At 35.3% G+C, this 20,240-nt stretch carries 16 protein-coding genes; 8 read left to right on the top strand and 8 right to left on the bottom strand.

What is annotated here, in order from left to right:
- The first annotated feature begins 167 nt into the window (after positions 1 to 167).
- A complete protein-coding gene (gene pepF, locus AC5LWL_RS18570) occupies positions 168 to 1,985 on the top strand; it encodes an oligoendopeptidase F (RefSeq protein WP_493436660.1) in 1,818 nt (605 codons plus the stop codon).
- Positions 1,986 to 2,596: 611 nt separating this feature from the next.
- Positions 2,597 to 4,030: an alanine/glycine:cation symporter family protein gene (locus tag AC5LWL_RS18565; RefSeq protein ID WP_493435694.1), complete on the top strand. Its 1,434-nt coding sequence runs from the start codon at positions 2,597 to 2,599 to the stop codon at positions 4,028 to 4,030.
- A gap of 118 nt (positions 4,031 to 4,148) precedes the next feature.
- Here the strand turns inward: AC5LWL_RS18565 and AC5LWL_RS18560 are convergent, their stop codons facing one another.
- From AC5LWL_RS18560 to AC5LWL_RS18535, 6 genes are all read right to left on the bottom strand, one after another.
- Complete coding sequence (locus tag AC5LWL_RS18560; protein ID WP_493435693.1) at positions 4,149 to 5,534, bottom strand: amino acid permease; 1,386 nt, start codon at positions 5,532 to 5,534, stop codon at positions 4,149 to 4,151.
- 406 nt (positions 5,535 to 5,940) lie between these two features.
- Complete coding sequence (locus tag AC5LWL_RS18555) at positions 5,941 to 6,117, bottom strand: hypothetical protein (RefSeq protein ID WP_493435692.1); 177 nt, start codon at positions 6,115 to 6,117, stop codon at positions 5,941 to 5,943.
- A 1,653-nt stretch (positions 6,118 to 7,770) separates the two neighbouring features.
- Positions 7,771 to 8,643 (bottom strand): ClpXP adapter SpxH family protein, encoded by an 873-nt coding sequence (locus tag AC5LWL_RS18550; RefSeq protein ID WP_493436659.1) that lies wholly within the window; start codon positions 8,641 to 8,643, stop codon positions 7,771 to 7,773.
- On the bottom strand, positions 8,643 to 9,050 hold the full coding sequence (locus tag AC5LWL_RS18545) for a globin domain-containing protein (protein WP_493435691.1): 408 nt from the start codon (positions 9,048 to 9,050) through the stop codon (positions 8,643 to 8,645). The genes AC5LWL_RS18550 and AC5LWL_RS18545 overlap by 1 nt, the downstream gene beginning before the upstream one ends.
- 375 nt (positions 9,051 to 9,425) lie before the next feature.
- Positions 9,426 to 10,046 carry a lytic transglycosylase domain-containing protein gene (locus AC5LWL_RS18540; protein WP_493435690.1) on the bottom strand — a complete coding sequence of 207 codons (621 nt, stop codon included), beginning with the start codon at positions 10,044 to 10,046 and terminating at the stop codon, positions 9,426 to 9,428.
- A gap of 44 nt (positions 10,047 to 10,090) precedes the next feature.
- Positions 10,091 to 10,675: a CYTH domain-containing protein gene (locus AC5LWL_RS18535; RefSeq protein ID WP_493435689.1), complete on the bottom strand. Its 585-nt coding sequence runs from the start codon at positions 10,673 to 10,675 to the stop codon at positions 10,091 to 10,093.
- Between the two features lie 298 nt (positions 10,676 to 10,973).
- Between AC5LWL_RS18535 and AC5LWL_RS18530 the strand changes: the two genes are divergently transcribed.
- The 4 genes from AC5LWL_RS18530 (at position 10,974) to AC5LWL_RS18515 (ending at position 13,814) form a co-directional block, all read left to right on the top strand.
- The gene (locus tag AC5LWL_RS18530) at positions 10,974 to 11,348 is read left to right on the top strand and encodes a UPF0738 family protein (RefSeq protein ID WP_493435688.1); all 375 of its coding nucleotides are present in this window, start codon (positions 10,974 to 10,976) and stop codon (positions 11,346 to 11,348) included.
- A gap of 74 nt (positions 11,349 to 11,422) precedes the next feature.
- Positions 11,423 to 12,064 (top strand): GTP diphosphokinase, encoded by a 642-nt coding sequence (yjbM, locus tag AC5LWL_RS18525; RefSeq protein ID WP_493435687.1) that lies wholly within the window; start codon positions 11,423 to 11,425, stop codon positions 12,062 to 12,064.
- 37 nt (positions 12,065 to 12,101) lie between these two features.
- The gene (locus tag AC5LWL_RS18520) at positions 12,102 to 12,896 is read left to right on the top strand and encodes an NAD kinase (RefSeq protein ID WP_493435686.1); all 795 of its coding nucleotides are present in this window, start codon (positions 12,102 to 12,104) and stop codon (positions 12,894 to 12,896) included.
- A gap of 21 nt (positions 12,897 to 12,917) precedes the next feature.
- The gene (locus AC5LWL_RS18515; RefSeq protein ID WP_493435685.1) at positions 12,918 to 13,814 is read left to right on the top strand and encodes an RluA family pseudouridine synthase; all 897 of its coding nucleotides are present in this window, start codon (positions 12,918 to 12,920) and stop codon (positions 13,812 to 13,814) included.
- Between the two features lie 335 nt (positions 13,815 to 14,149).
- On the opposite strand, the gene prpE is transcribed toward AC5LWL_RS18515, so the two are convergent.
- Positions 14,150 to 14,887, bottom strand: a complete 738-nt coding sequence (prpE, locus tag AC5LWL_RS18510; protein WP_493435684.1) for a bis(5'-nucleosyl)-tetraphosphatase PrpE — start codon at positions 14,885 to 14,887, stop codon at positions 14,150 to 14,152.
- Positions 14,888 to 15,371: 484 nt separating this feature from the next.
- Here prpE and AC5LWL_RS18505 point away from each other — a divergent pair, with 484 nt between their 5' ends.
- Together AC5LWL_RS18505 and fabI are read left to right on the top strand one after the other, a co-directional pair.
- On the top strand, positions 15,372 to 17,222 hold the full coding sequence (locus tag AC5LWL_RS18505; RefSeq protein ID WP_493435683.1) for a cation:proton antiporter domain-containing protein: 1,851 nt from the start codon (positions 15,372 to 15,374) through the stop codon (positions 17,220 to 17,222).
- Positions 17,223 to 17,480: 258 nt separating this feature from the next.
- Positions 17,481 to 18,254, top strand: a complete 774-nt coding sequence (gene fabI / locus AC5LWL_RS18500) for an enoyl-ACP reductase FabI (protein ID WP_493435682.1) — start codon at positions 17,481 to 17,483, stop codon at positions 18,252 to 18,254.
- Positions 18,255 to 18,762: 508 nt separating this feature from the next.
- Here the strand turns inward: fabI and AC5LWL_RS18495 are convergent.
- A complete protein-coding gene (locus tag AC5LWL_RS18495; protein WP_493432573.1) occupies positions 18,763 to 19,905 on the bottom strand; it encodes an IS110 family RNA-guided transposase in 1,143 nt (380 codons plus the stop codon).
- Positions 19,906 to 20,240 lie beyond the last annotated feature (335 nt).

Raw genomic sequence — 20,240 nt, 5'->3', positions numbered from 1 at the left:
TTTTTCAGCAGACCAAAACGAAAGAAATAAAAAGAACACTTATTACATAAGCTAATCATAGCATATGAAAAAATCGTCGGAACAGGCAGGAATTATAAGACGGGAACTAGAATTATGAAAGAACGAATGGATTTCGTATTGCGAAATAAAGAACGGGGGACTTGATGATGACAAGTGAAACAACAGTAAAAAAATTACCACAACGAAGCGAACTTTCGGTGGAAGATACATGGAAGTTAGAAGATATATTTCCAACAGATGAAGCCTGGGAGAAAGAATATGACGAAGTAAAACAACTCTCTGAACAAGCAGTAGAATACCAAGGAAAACTATCAGAGAATGCAGATACATTATACAATGCTCTTTCTTTTCAAGACACATTATTCAGCCGTTTAGAAAAACTATATACATATGCACATATGCGCTATGACCAAGATACAACTAATAGCTTTTATCAAGGATTTGACAGCCGAATAAAAAATCTTTATGCACATACTGCCAGTGCATTAGCCTATATTGTTCCAGAAATTCTATCTATTGAAGAAGAAACGGTTACATCGTTTTTAGAGGGAAAGAAAGAATTAAAACTATATGAAAAAGTGTTAGAAGAAATCAATTTGCAGCGTCCGCATGTACTTTCTGCAGATCAAGAATCTCTACTTGCACAAGCATCAGAGGTTTTAGATGCATCCAGCAATACATTTGGCATGTTAAATAACGCTGATTTAGAATTTCCAAGTATTAAAGACGAAAATGGTGAAGAAGTGGAGGTAACGCATGGACGATATTCCCGTTTTTTAGAAAGCGGAGATCAGCGTGTACGTCATGATGCATTTCAAGCTGTTTATGATACGTATGGAAAATTTAAAAATACCTTTGCTTCAACTTTAACAGGAAATGTGAAGAACCATATTTTTAATGCGAAAATACGTCATTATGATTCAGCTCGTCATGCAGCACTATCAGCTAATAATATTCCGGAACAAGTATATGAAAATCTAGTCGAAACCATTCATGAGCACTTGCCATTACTACATCGATATATTAAACTTCGTAAAAAAGTGCTAGGGGTAGAAGAGCTTCATATGTACGATCTTTATACACCTCTAGTAAAAGACGTTAAAATGGAAGTCAGCTATGACGAGGCAAAAGATTTAATCATTAAGGGACTTCAACCTCTTGGGGAAGAATATGCCTCCATTTTAAAAGAAGGATTTGAAAACAGATGGGTGGATGTTCATGAAAATAAAGGAAAAAGAAGCGGTGCTTACTCTTCTGGTGCATACGGCACAAATCCGTATATCTTAATGAACTGGCAAGACAATGTAAATAATCTTTTTACACTTGCACATGAATTCGGTCACTCTGTTCATAGCTATTACACAAGAAAAACACAGCCTTACACATACGGGAATTATTCAATCTTTGTTGCAGAGGTTGCGTCAACTTGTAATGAAGCGTTATTAAATGATTATTTATTAAAAAACATTACAGATGAACAAAAACGCCTTTATTTACTTAATCATTATTTAGAAGGTTTTAGAGCTACTGTTTTCCGCCAAACAATGTTTGCTGAATTTGAACAACTCATTCATGTAAAAGAACAAAATAATGAGGCGTTAACAGCAGAATTATTGACACAGGAATATTATAAATTAAATCAAAAATATTTTGGGGAAGAAGATATTACGATTGATAAGGAAATAGGGTTGGAATGGTCAAGAATTCCTCACTTCTATTACAATTATTATGTTTATCAGTATGCAACTGGGTTCAGTGCTGCAACAGCATTAAGCAAGCAAATATTGGAAGAAGGAAAACCAGCAGTAGAGCGGTATATTGATTTCTTAAAAGCAGGAAGCTCTGATTATCCAATTGAAGTATTAAAAAAGGCCGGTGTTGATATGACTAGTAAAACACCGATTATTGATGCATGTAAAGTATTTGAAGAGAAATTGAATGAAATGGAAAACTTGTTGTCATAGGCATTATGTAGACGAAAAGCGTGTAAGATGAAAAAAGAGGATTTTATTGGTAGACAAGTAATAATGTTTACTCATGGATCTTTTTGTCACATCTTATACGCTTTTTTGTTGTGTTCATAGCTGGTTTAGCCTATAAAAAGGTTAACAGTTATTTCCACAACTTACGGAATTTTTAAAGAAATCTGCTTCTTTGTGTTAATTTTAGTATGATTCTGTAGAAGTGCAGTTAAAATGAAACTACTAGATTTAAACAGAAGACAAGTAGGGGAGTAACGAGTGTTTAGTTACCTTTATAACTGAGTATTAGAACATTGTGCTAGGAAAGGAGAACTTCATTTAATTTGACTCTGCCTATTTAATATAGTTTATTAGATAGAAAACTTGTAGTTTTCAGCAGATTCTTTCATTTATCCTCATTTATTTCTTAGAATGAGATATCCTCCATAAGAGTTTTTTTACTGCAGTATAAACAAGATACATCTTCTGTGAAAGTCACCAATTAAAACGAGTCCTTACAATCCAGTCCTTACTAGAGAAGTAAATTTGGCCAAGAAAATATTTCTTTAGCATTTAGAGGGAAGAGAAGGATAGTTTTATAGAAGGAGTGCAATATGGAAAAAAAATTAATAGACATAGTCGGGAATTTAAATGATTTTTTATGGTCAAATTTATTGGTTTTTATGTTGATAGGAATTGGGCTTTACTTCACATATAAATCACGTTTTATGCAATTTCGAATGGTAAAGGAAATGTTTTTGGTATTAAAAGAAGGAAAAACAGATGCAAAGAAGGGGCTATCTCCATTTCAGGCTTTTTGTATCAGCATGGCAGCACGTGTTGGAACTGGAAATATAACGGGTATTGCGATTGCGATTGCACTTGGCGGTCCTGGTGCAATCTTTTGGATGTGGATTATTGCATTAATTGGAGCTACTTCAAGTTTTGTTGAAAGTACATTAGCACAAATTTATAAAGTGAAAGATAAAGGCGGTTTCCGCGGTGGTCCTGCTTATTATATGGAAAAAGGATTAGGAAAACGCTGGATGGGAACTTTATTTGCTGTATTAATTACGCTTTCTTTCGGTTTGGTTTTTAATGCTGTACAGTCAAATACGATTACAGTTGCTTTTGAAAGCTCCTTTGGAACAGACCGTCTTACGCTTGGCATTATCATGGCTATTATATTTGCAGTTATTATATTTGGAGGTATTCAAAGAATTGCAAAAGCATCTGAATATATTGTGATTGTTTTAGCCGTTCTTTATATTGGTGTCTCATTGTTCATTACAATTATTAATATTACAGAAGTACCAAATGTTCTAATGTTGATTTTTAAAAGTGCTTTTGGTTTAGAACAAGCGCTTGGCGGATCCTTTGCTGCAATTATTATGAATGGGATTAAAAGAGGACTGTTCTCTAATGAAGCTGGAATGGGGAGTGCGCCAAATGCAGCAGCAACCGCAGTAACCAGCCATCCTGTTAAACAGGGGTTGATTCAAGCATTAGGTGTACTGATTGATACTGGAATTATTTGTACTAGTTCAGCTTTCATTGTACTGCTTTCACCTGTGTACAAACAAACAGAACTTAGCGGAATTGAATTAACGCAGGCTTCACTAGCGTCTCATATTGGTCCATGGGCTCCTGGTTTTCTTGCCTTCATGATTTTATTGTTTGCCTTTAGCACATTAATCGGTAATTATTATTATGGTGAAACGAATATTGAGTTCTTAAATACTAACAAGATTTGGCTTAAACTATATAAGATGGGCGTACTCGGAATGATACTATTTGGATCGATAGCAAAAGTAGAGCTTGTTTGGCATATAGCAGATTTATTTATGGGGTTGATGGTTATCACCAATTTAATTGCGATTTTGCTTTTATCTAAAATAGCCTTTGCAGCACTTAATGATTATATGAAGCAGAAAAAAGCTGGGAAGGACCCTCAATTCTATACAAATAGTATTAAAAATACAGACGGAATTGAAGGATGGCCAACTGCTTCAACTACTAAAAAAAACAAAGGTAGTATGATTGGCTAAATCTTTTATTGACATGATGGATAGATAAAAAAAACAGCCGCCATTTTCAAAACGAAAAAGGGTGGCTGTTTTTTTATTAGGCTAGTATCGATATTCCTTGAGTTGACGTGAATAATGATTAGTTCTTATCATCTGTATCGTCAGCATCAATTGGAACTGCTTTGCTAATCCCAAAAGCGTAAAAGCTAAGGACAACTAAGCATAAGAAAACAATTCCTGCAATAAGGGACATACGTGTATCATCATTAAACCACATACCAATCAATACCATTAGTAAAAAGGCGATAGTTAAGTAGTTTGTAACAGGAGCAAAAGGCATTTTAAATGGATGCTTGTCCATTTCTGCTCCTTTTGCTTTTCTAAATCTAATTTGACTAATTAAAATCACAAACCATGGAACCATGCCGGGAAGTACGCTGGCACTGTAAACATACACAAATAAATTTTCTGGTGCAAGAAAACTTAAGATAACACCAAATGCTAAACCAATCATCACACCAAATGTACTGAACAAAGGTACACCATTAGGCGATATTTTTGCGAATAATTTTGGTGCCTGTCCATTGAGAGCCAATGTATAAAGCATTCGCCCTGCACTGTAAATTCCGCTGTTACAACCAGACATGGCAGCGGTAATAACTACAAAGTTAATCAATCCTGCCGCAGCAGTAATCCCTATTTTTGCAAAAGTGGCAACAAATGGACTGCCAAGTGAATTAAGCTGATCCCAAGGATACACTGTTACAATCACAAAAATTGCACCGATATAGAAAATTAAAATACGCCAAATAATACTTTGAATAGCGTTTCTTAATGTTTGCTGTGGGTTTTTTGCTTCACCTGCTGTAATACCAATTAATTCAACACCTTGATAAGCGCCAATTACTAGTGATAAGGCAAAGAAAAAACCGGACCAGCCGCCAGTAAAGAAGCCGCCGTGCTGCCAAAGATTCGATAATCCAATGGCTTCTCCTCCATTGCCAAATCCAAAAAATATGATGCCAAAACCTGCTATAATCATCAAAATGATCGTAACAATTTTAATCATAGCAAACCAAAATTCAAATTCACCAAATGATTTAACAGAAATTAAGTTTGCTGCTCCCAGAATCACCATGGCTATTATTCCAGGTATCCAAGCAGGTAAATCTGGAAACCAGTATTGCATGTACGCGCCAACGGCAATAATTTCTGACATGCCAACGATAACCCATTGAAACCAGTTACTCCATGCAGTTAAATACCCTGCTAATGGATGTATGTATTTATGGCCAAATGTTGCAAATGAACCCGTACTTGGCTCCAAGTAGAGCATCTCTCCCATTGCACGCATAATAAAAAAGATGAAAATCCCTGTAATTGCATAGGCAATCATGACAGAAGGACCAGTCCATTGAATAGTTTTAGCAGACCCCATAAATAAACCAACACCAATTGTGCCGCCTAAAGCAATCATTTGGATATGTCTTGCCTCAAGACCTCTATTTAAGTCTTTTGTTGTCATTCCATCTCCTCCTTAAAGAATAGTATAGAGAAAATCTAAGTATGAAATGAATACAGCCATTATTCAGCTTTATAAAGAGGAAGAAGCTGTAATACTTGCAAAAGCAAACTATAAAGATAGACAACTGCATCATATTGTGCGAATTTTCACAATACCTATCATTCTTAAATTACCTTTCTAATGATAATAAAATAAACTGATGAATTCAAACTTATTCTAAAATAATATTCACATAATTAACGAAAAAACTATTTACAGGAACAAAAGTTATCGTAAAAAATAAAAAAGCATCACAGAGATTCCATGCTCTCTATGACACCCTACGTTGAAGTCACCACATCCTGTGGAAGGCGAATTCTGAAAGTGAAGCGGCCACGAACTTTTTGGTCCTTTTTTTTCGCACGCATTAATAGAAGCCTTTAAATTTTTTTCGGTTATTTAAAAAGGCGATGAAAAGAAAAAGGGATAAAAATAGCAATGGAGAACTAATTAAAAGGGGAAACATATTCATAAGCCCTAGTATATTTAGTGCAAACGAAAAAACAATAAATAAAAAAAAGATAATGAAGACTGTTTTTTTCATTCTTTTTTTCCTTTCTGCAATTGCTTATTTTTAATGAATAGAATGTTAGTATAATTATTACTCAAACTCCGCACTCTCAAATTCGTTTGCTAGTCCTTGATATTACTCGGTTTAGAACAATAAAATTGGAGGCTTGTTTTTTATTGTGGGGGGTTGCTTTCCACTACGGGTTGCTTCCCCTTCCGCGGGGTGGGATCTGAGCCTCCTCGGCGTTGCCTTGCGGGGTCTTTAGCCTTCCCACATTTCCCGCAGGAGTCTTCGCACCCTCCGTTACAAGCAACCTGTTTTAGAATAAGTTCTTGTCTTCGAATTTCATTACAAGGTATGATGACTAAATACTAGTAGGGTTGATTTTTTATGTTATTATTCAACGTTGTTCTCCCAAAATGTGCACTGTTAGTCTATTTCTATCAGATGGATGTTTTCACCAGTTCAACGACAGCAACTAATGAATCAAAACGGCTTGATTGGAGTGTAAGGTGCGAGACTCCTGTGGGATTAGCGGGTTAGATGAGACCTAAGCAGGCGCTTGCGCCGAGGAGGCACATCGCACGCCCCACGGAAAGCGAGCATCCTAAAACGAGAATCTTGCCCCTATTTATAAGGAATAATGTTTGCATATAAAACACCATAAAAGATTAATCAATCACCCTTTGCTCTAAACCAAGTTACGTCAATACATGAAGAAGAATTTATAACTGCGAAGTTTGTGTTATTATATGTGGATAAGTAGTTGAATATGAAGAACTAGTTTATTTTTGACTATTTTGTGAACAACAGCACAAATTTGTTGATATTAACTATATAGATATGTTAATATTTAGTTGTGAAATTAATCACAAACAAACTTATACCCCTTTGTTTGACCGTGAAAAATTTCTCCCATCCCCTTTGTTCATAACAATAAAAAAGGCCTTGCCTTGAGACAGCAAGCCCTTTTTTTGTTGTTTTCTATTATTCAAATCATATTTAACCTTCCTCAAGATACATAATAAAACCTAAAATGAAGACACTTACCTCGTTTTCAATATCCAAACTACGAAAAAACAAAATCAATCCAATAGAGGCAAAACAAGAGAATTTATTTAAAACAGTGTATAAGAAAAAAGTTTTTGTTCATAGCGCTGAAAAAAGCAATTCTGTTCATCATAGTGCTGAGAAATACGGAATTATTGTGAGAAACGCGGAATAATTGTGAGAAACGCGGAATAATCGGGAGGAACGCGGAATTATCGAAAGAAGCGCGGAATTATCGGGAGGAACGCGGAATTATCGAAAGAAGCGCGGAATTATCGGGAGTAACGCGGAATTATCGAAAGAAGCGCGGAATTATCGGGAGTAACGCGGAATTATCGAAAGAAGCGCGGAATTATCGGGAGGAACGCGGAATTATCGAAAGAAGCGCGGAATTATCGGGAGAAACGCGGAATTATCGAAAGAAGCGCGGAATTATCGGGAGAAACGCGGAATAATCGGGAGAAGCGCGGAATTATCGGGAGAAACGCGGAATAAACGAGAGAAACAAGTAAAAACAGGAGAAAAACCAAACAAAACTATCCCCAAATGTTTTTAACTGCCATAAATGTAGTTGCACGCTATCCTTTTTTATAAAAAAAGGATGCGCCAAAAAATGCTGCATCCTTCATAAGCTATTTATTTTACGTATTTCCAAAACATTCCATACTTTGCTGGTATTTGTTCTACTAGCTGCTTTAATTGAAGCTTCTTCATTTCTTTTTCTATTTCATATATCGATTTATTATAAACGACAGATAATTCTTTAGAAGCCACTAATTTAAAACATTCTAAAAAACTTTCTATTGGCGGTGGATCTGCTTTTTGCGGAATAACTTGCAACATTTCCTCGATTATTTGAACATAAACTTCATATGAATAATAACCAGTTATTTTAATTCCTTCTTCTTCAATATTTTCATTAAAAAATACAAGTGTCGGGATCTCGGTAACTTCCATTTCAGAAGTGATTTTTAAGTCACACTGAAATGCTTTTGCAGCACTTTCAGAATGAATATCTGCAACAAATTCCACTACATCTAGACCTACACTTTTGGCACAACTTTTTAATACATCAAATGTTGCAACATTTTGTTTTTCCAGAAAGAGGAGTTCCTGCAACTTTCTTAAAAAACGAATGCCAGATTTACGACCCTGAAGTTCTGCTGCCTTCAAAGCAATAGAAGCAAGATATGGAGAGATGATAGGATTTTCAAGCCAAACAGATCCATCGCAAGACATGCCAGATCTACTAGCTGTCTTTTCCCATAGCTCTGCAATACTCTCATATTTTGCTTTTCTGCTAAGGTTTAACGAGGCAAGGCTTCCGCTTAAAACATGTTTTAAAGAAAAATATTGTCCATATTCTATTTGCAGTTTCTTAATTATCGGTTCTAAAGCCCAACATTCAGGACATAATGGGTCAATAAACATATAAATTTCAAGTGGTTTGCTGTCATTGCAATTCTCATATGCTGTGTTCGGTTTGGATATAGATAATTCTTTTTCTATCACGAGTAATCACCTTTTTTATTTTCATTTTCCTCCGAATTAATCATGTGCTTTGCTGTTAAAGCAAGTCTTGAAAAGAGTCCTTCACGGATGCGTGGATCTAATTCTATTTCTTCCATTGCAGCATGCATACATGCTAACCAGGCATTTGCATGTCTCTCTGTAATGGTAAAAGGCAAGTGTCTCGCTCTTAGCATAGGGTGACCATGTTCTGCTGTATAAAGAGCTGGGCCACCTAAGTACTGTGTAAGAAATTGTTTCTGCTTGCGAGCTGTTTCAGTTAAGTCATTCGGGAAGATAGGAGCTAGATCTGGATGTTGACCTACACGCTTATAAAAAGTATCTACGAGTTTGCTTAATGTGTTTTCACCAATAACTTCAAAAGGTGTGGGCATTTTCTCGACCATCAAAAAAAACTCCTTCATGCATACATGTATTTTCTATCGTTATTTATAATATCATGATAATTGTTAACAACTATTCCTATATATTTTAACAATGCAGAATTCATTGTACAAATAAATAGCTTAAAATGAAAGGGAAATCGGTTCCGAGCATGGATAAATGTGATGTTTTGCATGAGGATAATTATTGAGTTCACTAGAAAAATTTCATTTTAAAGATGAGTTACTCTAAATCAGTTTTATTTAAAGGAATAAAAAGTTGCTTTTATGGTGATGAGGGCGTGAGTAATTCATTCCTCAACACTATTTTTCCACAAAAAATATCCACTGTTATAAAAACAATGGATATTTATTTTTTCAAGCAAACACGAATAGGCATTAAGCAAGGAATTGATTTTTTACCTTTGCAACATAATTTTGTGTTTCTTTAAATGGAGGTAAACCGCCATATTTATCTACATTTCCGGGACCGGCATTATAGGCTGCGAGTGCTAATTCTATGTTATCATCGTATTTTGTTAACAGTTGCTTTAAATATTTTGTACCACCCATAATATTTTCTTCAGGGCTGTAGACGTTTGTAACTCCTAAAGATTTGGCTGTTTGAGGCATGAGCTGCATTAAGCCAGAAGCACCTGCGTAACTAGTTGCATTAGGATTATAATTCGATTCCACCTTAATAACAGAGCTTATTAACTTTTCAGGAACATGGTATTTTTCTGCGGCTTCCTGAATGATAGCTTGAAAATTGGTAGTGGAAGTATTTAATTTCGTTAAACTTTTAGGAAGCTGGGCTAGGCTATTTATATTATTGCCGGGTGCAAGAGCTGAAGATCCAAGTGTAGTATTTTTTAATGTATTAGTAAGTGAAGAGTCATTTGCAGATAAGCTGCTTAGCAATTCTTGAAAAAGTGAACTGCCGGAGCTGTTTGATTCTCCAGTTGTAAAATTTTGCAATGCTTGTAATTCAAGCATCACTTTTAATTGATCAATTTTCATGGTCTTCCTCCATTACTATCATGAAGATAATTTCTTGAGATCGATTAGTTATGCTGTTTATATTTTTTTGCATAAAAACGTTGCACTTTATTTTTCGTTTTACGGACAGGTATTTGACAAGCGTGTAATATCTTTTCAAAAGAGGCTTGTCCTTTTTTTACATCACTTACTTCATATTCTAACTCATAATCTTCTTCATTTAAATAAAAACTATGATCCAGAACGAGCAAACCGTTTTCGATTACCTTTTCTGCTCTAACGGTTGTTAAAGAGCCAAAGTAGTGGATGCTTTCTGGCTGTATATTCATATTTAATAAGATAGAAGCGAATGGCTCGTATTTGATGTTGCCAGTTTTAAAAATGGCATCACTTTCTTCTTTCGTCAGAAGTTTATTTGTTTCAAGCAAGCCTTCTGTATGAGGTTGTTTTAAAGTTAATTCATAGCCATCAGCCTTTTTTCGAATTCGCAAAGCAGATTTATGTTCTTTTAGCAAAAAGTCTGCAGTGTCAAAATAATGATTTTCTTGTTTGAAAAAATCTTCTTCTTGTATTTGAAAATGCTGAATCAGATTTTGGTATTCTTCTTTTGTTAACATATTTTTAAATTCAATTTCAATATTTTGCGACATATTAAACCTTCCTTTTTTAATACTAATAGAATGTAAACTCAAGTTAGATTACTGCCTAATTACAAGCATCCCGCGCTTTTTTAAAAATAAAGCTATTTTCAAAAAGACTACGAAAACAGCCAAAAATAAAAGCTCTTTTCGAGGAAAGAGAAAATTTTCTTCGAGCCTGAACCAAGTACCACAATCTTTTCTTAGTATTCGTTATTTCTCTATTATCCCTTTATTGGATTTTGACTGCAATATTTAGGAGAAATTAAATCTATGTGGTAAAATAGCCATAAGTATGGAGGTTGAAAGAATGAATCAAAAAATACATCTGATTAACGCAAAAATAAAAGATAATGAACTTTTAATGGAGATAGAGGAATCTATTCTTCTTGATGACTATAAAGCGAGTGGGCAAATGCTAGTAGATTCTGATGCCCTTAGTTTCATTTATTTATTAGAACATAAGGATCATTACATTTATTTAGTGATTGAAAATAAATGGTGGAATAAAATGAAGGAAAGTAAAGAACTGGGCTTACCTGTGTTTTTAACAAATGGAAATCAAAAAATGTTGTTAGAGCAATTTTTGGAGGAGCTTGATTATTTAGTAGAAAACATAGAAGGAAATAGTAACTACGGAGAAGAAATGGGGAAAGCGGTAGAATTAGTATTTTTGGAAAAATAAATATTCTCTTTCATCCCTGTAAAAGCTTTGAACATTAATTATAATAAAGCCTATGAAAATGGGGTGTTATACATATGAAACATTGGGAGCAATTTTTAGCCCCTTATAAACAAGCAGTTGATGAATTAAAAGTAAAATTAAAAGGAATGCGAGTACAATTTGATCAGGAAGACGATGAACATTCTCCTATTGAATTTGTTACAGGAAGAGTAAAACCAATCGCGAGTATTTTAGATAAAGCGAATGAAAAAGGGATTTCTCTGAATAAATTAGAAACAGAGATGCAGGATATCGCAGGACTGCGTATGATGTGTCCATTTGTTGACGATATTATTAGAGTAGTAGAGTTATTAAGAAAAAGAAATGATTTTGAAATTGTAGAAGAAAAAGATTATATTTTACATAAAAAAGAAAGTGGATATCGTTCTTATCATGTTGTTATTACATATCCTGTTCAGACTGTAAATGGAGAAAAAAGGATTTTGACAGAAATACAAATCCGGACATTAGCAATGAATTTTTGGGCTACAATAGAACATTCGCTAAACTACAAATATAAAGGTCAATTTCCAAAAGACATTCAAATGAGGCTGCAAAGTGCTGCAGAAGCAGCTTTTCGTCTTGATAAAGAAATGTCATTAATCCGTGGGGAAATACAAGAAGCACAAGCCTTTTTCAATCGGAAAAAGGAAATAAAAAGTAATCAGAAAAAATAGCAAGCCATTAAAATGTTGAAAGAGGAGCTATAATACAATGAAATTTGCCGTTACCTCAAAAGGGGATTCAAAATCAGATAATTTAGTAGCTGTCATAAAAACATACTTACTCGATTTTGAACTAGAATATGATGAGGAAGAGCCAGACATTGTAATATCTGTTGGAGGAGATGGCACTCTCTTATATGCATTTCACCGATACAGCAGCCGTCTAGATAAAACAGCATTTGTTGGAATGCATACAGGCCATTTAGGTTTTTATGCAGATTGGACGCCGAACGATTTGGAAAAGCTTGTAATAGCAATTGCGAAAACACCTTACCAGCTTGTCGAATATCCGCTTTTAGAGGTTATTGTCCGTTATCAAGGTGAAGAGAAAGAGACCAGATTCTTGGCATTAAATGAATCGGCAGTTAAAAGCATGGAAGGTACGTTTGTCATGGATGTGGAAATAAGAGGGGAACACTTCGAAAGGTTTAGAGGAGATGGATTATGCATTTCTACTCCTTCTGGCAGTACGGCATATAATAAAGCATTAGGTGGAGCGATTGTGCATCCATCCCTTCAAGCCGTACAATTAGCAGAAATTGCGTCCATTAATAACCGTGTATTTCGAACAGTCGGATCGCCTTTAATATTGCCAGCCCATCATACATGTGTATTAAAGCCAGTAAACGAACCGAATTTCCAAATATCAATCGATCATCTTACTTTATTACATAAAGAAGTGAAATCCATTCAGTATCGTGTTGCAGATGAGAAAATACGTTTTGCAAGATTCAGATCATTCCCTTTTTGGAAAAGGGTACATGATTCATTCATTTCAGAATAATAGGAATGACAGGAGCAAATTATGGTGGTATTTCAATTAAAATGGTCTATTGATAAAAAGGAAGCAGGAAGCAATATTAAAGATTTTTTGAAAAAAAAAGAAATTTCAAAAGCGGCATTAACGGCAATAAAATTTAATGGTGGAAAAATATCCGTTAACGAGAAAGAAGAAAACGTACGTTATATTTTGCAAAATAATGATCGATTAACCGTCATGTTTCCAAAGGAAGATCCAAGTGAAGGTCTAATAAGCGAAAAGATTCCATTCCCTATTGTTTACGAAGATGAATTTCTGCTGGTTGTTAATAAAAAGGATGGAATGAGTTCTATTCCTTCAAGAGAGCATCCGACAGGAAGCCTGGCAAATGCTTTAGTAGGCTATTACCAGGAAAAAGGAATCGAGGCAACAGTTCATATTGTGACAAGACTAGATAAAGATACATCTGGTCTTGTTTTAATAGCAAAACATAGACATATTCATCATCTTTTAAGCAAGCAGCAAAAGGAAGGTACGGTAAAAAGGACGTATAGAGCTTTTGCTGAAGGAAAGCTTCCTTTAGCAGAAGGAGTGATTGAAAAGCCTATTGGAAGAAGGGAGGATAGTATTATTGAAAGGGAAGTGCGCAGTGATGGTCAATATGCACGAACTCGTTATAAAGTTTGTCACTACTATTCCACTTTTACCTTTGTGGAGCTTCAATTAGATACAGGAAGAACACATCAAATTCGCGTCCACTTATCTGATTTAGGTTACCCGCTTGTAGGAGATGATCTATACGGAGGCGGCAGGAAAAGACTAAAAAGACAAGCACTTCATTGCGCAAACCTAGTCTTTAATCATCCGATTACGTTACAACCACTAAGCTTTTCTAGTTCATTGCCTGAAGATATGAATGAGTTGATAAAAAGGGATAAGTAAAATTGCACTCCGAAGTCATAACGAGGAGGCTCAAGCGCACCCCCCACGGAAATTCCGGCTGCGGATTAATGGAGAGCGTCTCTTTAGTGGGGAGACAGCCATGCTAAAGATTCGCAGCAAGGCACTTGAAAAGAAGCAGGTTTTCTTAAGGTTTATAAGCGGGGAGCAGTCAGAATACACGAAGACTCCTATGGGATTTGCGAGACAGATGAGACCAGCAGAGCAGGAGCGCCAGTATTGATGCGGCTCACCGCTTGCACCATGCTAAGCATATCCCGACTGCGGACTTATTACGAGAAAACCCCTTTATATTATTGCCTATTAATACTTCGTGTTTAGTTGAATGACCGGAATTTTTCATCAATATAAGGCATACTAGAAGTCACAGAAACTGTTTCCATTTCGGGGTAGCGCAATGCTGTAAGTTTTCCGCCAAAAACAGCCCCTGTATCAATATTATATGTATTATGAATGATCCGAACCTCTTTTACTGGAGTATGCCCATAAACAATAGAAGCTTTTCCTTGATATTCTTTTGCCCAATCTCTCCGAATCGGGAAGCCATCTGCATGTGTTTCTCCTGTAATATCTCCATATAACACATAGGACTTTACCTTATTAGAATAGCTTCCAATATAATCTTCTCGAATCCCAGCATGTGCAATAATTAATTTATGATCATCTAAAATATAATACAACGGAGCATTTTCATATAACTCAATAAACTTTTCTTTTACTTCTTTTTGCTCAAGGATTGTTAATTGTTGAAATTCAGCAACGGTGGTTTCAAGTCCGTGTCTAATTTGTACTTTATTCCCTAAAAAATAACGATAGAGCTTATTGCAATGATTGCCTGGTACGTAAAACAGCTGATTGTTTTTCATTAACTTCCACAGAACATCAATTACTTTTAAGGAGGAAGGACCACGATCAGTTAGATCACCAACAAATGCAAGATGTCTGTTTGCTGGATGAACAGGGTAGCCATCTCTCCAATTATATCCGAGTAGCTCGGTAAGTTGCTTAAATTCTTTATAACAGCCATGTATATCGCCAATGATATCTAATTTCATATAAACCTCCATTTAAAAATTTTCCCTTTAATTTTAATGAATTCATCGATCTGAATGACAGGATGATAAGATGTCTATTGCTATTTTAACCTTTTCTGCAAAAGTAAACTCTGTTTAATCGAAAATTGATAGAAGGTTTTGAGAGATTTACTTACATAACAGGTTTTCCCATCTTTTTAAGAAAAAATATTAGTATTTCAACCTTTTTCAATTGATTTCACTCTGTTATTTTACATTAATTACTTTAATCTATTATAAAGATTAAAGCATGAAAGTATATTAACGACAAACTGAAAAAGATTTGTTACTATAAAAAACATATAATTTTTGAAAGGAGTAAAAACACGTTAGATGATAGAGAAGGGTTCTTTACATTTAGATTTGTTAAGATGAGATTCTTTTTAAATAAAAATAAAAGTAAGTAGGTAACATGATGAAAAGAGACATAACGGAAAATTATTAAAAAATAAAGGGGGAGAAAATAATGGAACATGGAGCATCTGTCATGTCACTTATGATTGTGATTATTGTGGCATTATTAACTCCAATTATTCTTGTTCGGCTAAAATTGAATGTAATTCCTGTAGTAGTCGCAGAGATACTGATGGGTTTAATTATCGGGAAGAGTGGATTTAATCTTGTAGAACAAGATATGTGGCTGGAAACTTTGTCTACGTTAGGCTTCATCTTTTTAATGTTTTTAAGTGGATTGGAAATTGATTTTACAGCATTTTCAGGGAGTAAAAAAAGAGAGAGGCTTCAAAATGGTAAATTGGAGCCAAAGCCGTTTTCTACGTCATTTTTGATTTTTGTTTGTATATTTATTGTTTCTATCCTATTAAGTTACGGGTTTGTATTGTCAGGGTTTGTTGAAAGCACCTTTTTAATGACGATTATTATCTCAACGATCTCTTTAGGAGTTGTTGTACCGACCTTAAAAGAAGCCAATATTATGAAGTCGGCCATTGGACAGATTATCTTGCTGGTTGCTGTTATTGCAGATTTAGTGACTATGATTCTTTTAGCTGTATTTGCTTCGATACATGAAAGTGAAGGAAATACATGGCTATTGCTCATTTTGTTTGCTGCAGGTGTTTTATTGTACTTTGTAGGCAGAAAGTTTAAACATAATAAATTAGCGAATTCCCTTTCAAGGGGAACTGTTCAAATTGGTACAAGGGCAGTGTTTGCATTAATTATATTTTTGGTTTCGTTATCAGAGACACTTGGAGCGGAAAATATTCTAGGTGCTTTTTTAGCAGGCGTATTGGTATCGCTGCTTTCTCCAAAAGAAGAATTAGTTCATCAGCTAGATTCATTTGGCTATGGATTTTTAATCCCGATTTTTTTTGTGATGGTCGGTGTAAAACTGGATATATGGTCTTTATTTACGGATGTAAAGCTACTGTTGTTTATCCCGCTTTTATTGGTGGCATTACTGGCAAGCAAGTTAATTCCTGTTTATTATTTGAAAAAGTGGTATGATACAAAAACGACGATTTCCTCCGGATTTTTATTAACATCAACACTCTCATTAGTAATAGCTGCCGCTACAATTGGGGAAAGAATGAATGTCATTACATCACAAATGAGTGGGATTTTTGTGTTAGTTGCGATTATTTCTTGCATTATTACCCCGGTAGTATTTAAGAAGCTTTTTCCGAAAGAAAAAGCGGGAGAAAAAAAGATTAAGGTTGCCATTATAGGAGTTAATCAAGTAACGATGCAAGTATATCAGGATTTAAAATCGTCATTGTATGAAGTAATCTTTTACCATAAGCAACAGGAAAAGCAGGATTTTCAAATTGCAGATTCTCTTTTTGAAGTAAATGAATTAAAAAATTACTCAGAAGAAACGGTTGGACGTTCAAAAATACTATCATCAGATATTGTGGTAGTATCTACTGGAGATACAACTAAAAATGCAGAAATGAGCAGTTTTATCAAAAAGGCTGGTGTCGAAAGAGTGATCTGCCGGGTAGAAGAAATCGAGAAAGAAGAGCAGCTTCGCAATGAAGGGATAGAGATATTCTCTATGCTCACTTCTACAAAAGCATTGCTCGGAGCTTTAATTCAATCACCAAGAATTGTTTCATTAATAGGAAATAATGAAACATCTTTACATGAAATAAGATTAAAAAACAAAGCCTTTGAAGGAATGACATTAAGAACATTTCCATTTACGGGTGATGTTATCTTTGTTCGTATTTTTCGCAACAGTGATTCCGTAGTCCCGCATGGCGGTACCGAACTTCATTACAATGATCATTTAATTGTCACTGGATCGGAAGAATATGTCTTTAATTTAAAGCGAAAACTAGAATTTTGTGAATAAAAATGAAGCAGCTGCATGCATGTAGCTGCTTCATTTTGCAGAGAATATCAATTAGCAGCATATGGATGATATTCTATATATGAACAAAGAAGATGCAGTGGTTACGAATAAATACAATCGGCAAAACATCTAATATTGTGAACATTTTAGGAAAATAAGTAAAAACCCTATAGGAACAGTGCTTTTCTTTTTATTATTTTTGTAGTAGAATTAGCACTAGGTACTAATAACTTGTAATAGTATATAGGAGGAAACAAAATGACTTTTTCATTAAAAGGCAAAACCTATGTAGTAATGGGTGTTGCGAATAAACGAAGTATTGCCTGGGGAATTGCTACATCTTTGCATAAAGCAGGGGCTCGTTTGATTTTTACATATGCCGGAGAAAGATTGGAAAAAAATGTCCGGGATCTAGTTGAATCATTAGGTGCAAGTGATAGCATTGTTCTTCCTTGTGATGTCACAAATGATGGGGAAGTTGCTATATGTTTTGAAACAATCAAAGGAGATGTTGGAACAATTCATGGCGTTGCCCATTGTATTGCATTTGCCAACAAAGAAGAACTGCAAGGCGATTATATGAATACAACAAGAGAAGGATTCTTATTAGCACATAATATTAGTTCTTATTCATTAACTGCTGTAGCAAAAGAAGCTAAAGGGTTAATGACTGAAGGTGGAAGCATTGTTACATTAACCTATCTTGGCGGAGAACGTGCGATTAAAAACTATAATGTGATGGGTGTGGCAAAAGCGTCTCTAGATGCAAGTGTACGTTATTTAGCTTCAGATTTAGGAAAAGATGGCATTCGTGTAAATTCTATTTCTGCTGGACCAATTCGTACATTGTCTGCAAAAGGAATCAGTGATTTTAACTCCATCTTAAAGGAAATTGAAGAACGCTCACCACTTAGAAGAACAACTACTCCTGAAGAAGTTGGCGATACAGCAGCATTTTTATTCAGTGATTTTTCTAGAGGAATTACAGGCGAAAATATTCACGTGGATTCCGGCTACCATATCATTTCTTAATAACTCAAACTTCGCACCTTCAAATTCGTTTGCAAGCCTTGGTATTACTCGGTTTAGAACAATAAAATGGGAGCCTTGTTTTTTAAAAGGTGAGAGAGTATATATTTTTTGAAATGTGAAGGCTGTCTAGCTTCGCCGTACAGGATGTACAAGTGCCGGCGAAGACATAAGGACGTGGCGTATTTAGCCGGTCAGCGCCTAGCCCCAGTGAGTATTGCCTCCAGCCTCTAAAAGTAAAAAACACTTTCCTGAGTCTGGAGAACATTTTTCTTCGGGGCTAAACAAGGCGCTTGCGCTTTTTCTGTGAAAATAAAACGGGCGAGTGGCTATTCTGGGTATCTGTATAATACAGTAACGTGTTCTATTTGATAGGGCGGGTACAGGATTTTGGTGTAAAGAAAATCTTGAAGCGTGGACTTCTAGAAAAAAGACAATAGTAAAGAAAGGGTGTGACCTCAATTTTTTAAAAAAATCACAACCTTAATAGAGTATTGTAATGGAAGGTCGTCTAACCAGCTAGACGTGGTTCAGAGAAGTGTTGCTTATTAATAAATAGGGTATATATAATTCTTAAAACTTTATGTGCAATAGCCTGTAAAGCTTTTTTCTTTCCTCTTCTTGCAGATAGAGACCAAAAAACATTTGACATTGAGGTATTTTTCGACCTTGATATAGCCCAAGCAACCTCACAAAGAGCAGCTTTTATATGTGGGTTTCCTTGAACGCTTTTGGAACTTTTCTTTTTACCAGCACTTTCATTATTGCCAGGTGATACACCAGCCCAAGAAGCTAAATGTCTTGATGAAGGGAATTGGCTCATATCTGTTCCGATTTCCGCAATAATAACAGCAGCTGTGTGTTCCTTTATACCTGGGATAGATAAAAGTATTTCTTTTTCTTCTTGATAGGAATGAAGCAGGGTATCTATCCTATTTTCAAGTTCTTGAATGGAAGTTTCCAAATACATGATATGATTCCAAGAGCTTTTAATCATAAACATTTGATGTTCATTTAATGTTCCGAAAAGAGAATCGGAAATGGTATCAGCCTTCTTGCGGAGAGAATGATGGATATTGGCATCAACATCAGCCTTATCAAGGTATCCATTATCGACTAACTGTTTCAAAAGTTTACGTCCAGAAACCCCAAAGATATCAGAAATAACTGAACCAAGCTTTATGTTTGAACATTCGAGGACCTTTGAAATTCTATTTTTTTCAGCTGTTAAGTTACCAACCCATTTCTTGCGTAAACGGTTCAAATCTCTTAATTCCCGAAGATCTTGGGAAGGGACAAAGCTTTTTTCAATCAATCCATGACGAAGAAGCTTGGCAATCCATTCTGCATCTGAAACATCGGTCTTACGACCAGGAACGTTTTTAATACGTTGGGCATTGGCCACAGTAATATCGAAATATCCTTCAAGGATGTTGTATACCGGCTTCCAATAGATTCCGGTACTTTCCAGAGCAATGTGTGTAATTTGTTTTTCTTCTAACCACTTTAATAAATCAAATAAACTTTTGGTTAAAGTGGAAAAAGTCTTGGTTTCTTTTTGAATGGATTCATTATTAGTGCCAGTTAGGGCACAAACTACAATCTCTTTTTGATGAACATCCATTCCGGCACAATGGGTTAATAAAATGTCCAAATAAAACAACCTCCAAAGTAGTGTCTATGGAAAGTGGAATAAGCTTGGTCAAACAGCATTTTTCTGTACGTGATCATCCTCAAAAATTGAAGAGTCAACAAAGGGGTGTACACAAGGCAAATTCCAAACAGTTTCTTATACAGGGTCGAACCACCACAAAAGCGCACGTAAAGATTACTTCCCATAGCATTAATCAGTATGGAAAAATGGACAAAAAAGTAAAACCCCGGCTTAGAAAAAATTTTCATGCCGGGGTGTGAGTGTGAAATCATGTGTGTTTCTTATGGGGTTGCTTTCCACTACGGGTTGCTTCGCTTTCCGCGGGGCTACGCTTG

It is taken from the genome of Niallia sp. WK069_GA_01, assembly GCF_983173855.1.
Note: the sequence above shows the minus strand (reverse complement) of the source record. Positions and strands in the feature narration are given on the sequence as shown.

Excerpts from the sequence above, each read along its gene's own strand:
- AC5LWL_RS18505 (WP_493435683.1), top strand. The coding sequence starts at position 15,372 with ATGGAACATGGAGCATCTGTCATGTCACTTATGATTGTGATTATTGTG.
- AC5LWL_RS18540 (WP_493435690.1), bottom strand. The coding sequence starts at position 10,046 with ATGAAAATTGATCAATTAAAAGTGATGCTTGAATTACAAGCATTGCAA.
- prpE (WP_493435684.1), bottom strand. The coding sequence starts at position 14,887 with ATGAAATTAGATATCATTGGCGATATACATGGCTGTTATAAAGAATTT.
- yjbM (WP_493435687.1), top strand. The coding sequence starts at position 11,423 with ATGAAACATTGGGAGCAATTTTTAGCCCCTTATAAACAAGCAGTTGAT.
- AC5LWL_RS18545 (WP_493435691.1), bottom strand. The coding sequence starts at position 9,050 with ATGGTCGAGAAAATGCCCACACCTTTTGAAGTTATTGGTGAAAACACA.
- AC5LWL_RS18560 (WP_493435693.1), bottom strand. The coding sequence starts at position 5,534 with ATGACAACAAAAGACTTAAATAGAGGTCTTGAGGCAAGACATATCCAA.
- AC5LWL_RS18520 (WP_493435686.1), top strand. The coding sequence starts at position 12,102 with ATGAAATTTGCCGTTACCTCAAAAGGGGATTCAAAATCAGATAATTTA.
- AC5LWL_RS18515 (WP_493435685.1), top strand. The coding sequence starts at position 12,918 with ATGGTGGTATTTCAATTAAAATGGTCTATTGATAAAAAGGAAGCAGGA.
- AC5LWL_RS18535 (WP_493435689.1), bottom strand. The coding sequence starts at position 10,675 with ATGTCGCAAAATATTGAAATTGAATTTAAAAATATGTTAACAAAAGAA.
- fabI (WP_493435682.1), top strand. The coding sequence starts at position 17,481 with ATGACTTTTTCATTAAAAGGCAAAACCTATGTAGTAATGGGTGTTGCG.
- pepF (WP_493436660.1), top strand. The coding sequence starts at position 168 with ATGACAAGTGAAACAACAGTAAAAAAATTACCACAACGAAGCGAACTT.
- AC5LWL_RS18555 (WP_493435692.1), bottom strand. The coding sequence starts at position 6,117 with ATGAAAAAAACAGTCTTCATTATCTTTTTTTTATTTATTGTTTTTTCG.
- AC5LWL_RS18565 (WP_493435694.1), top strand. The coding sequence starts at position 2,597 with ATGGAAAAAAAATTAATAGACATAGTCGGGAATTTAAATGATTTTTTA.
- AC5LWL_RS18530 (WP_493435688.1), top strand. The coding sequence starts at position 10,974 with ATGAATCAAAAAATACATCTGATTAACGCAAAAATAAAAGATAATGAA.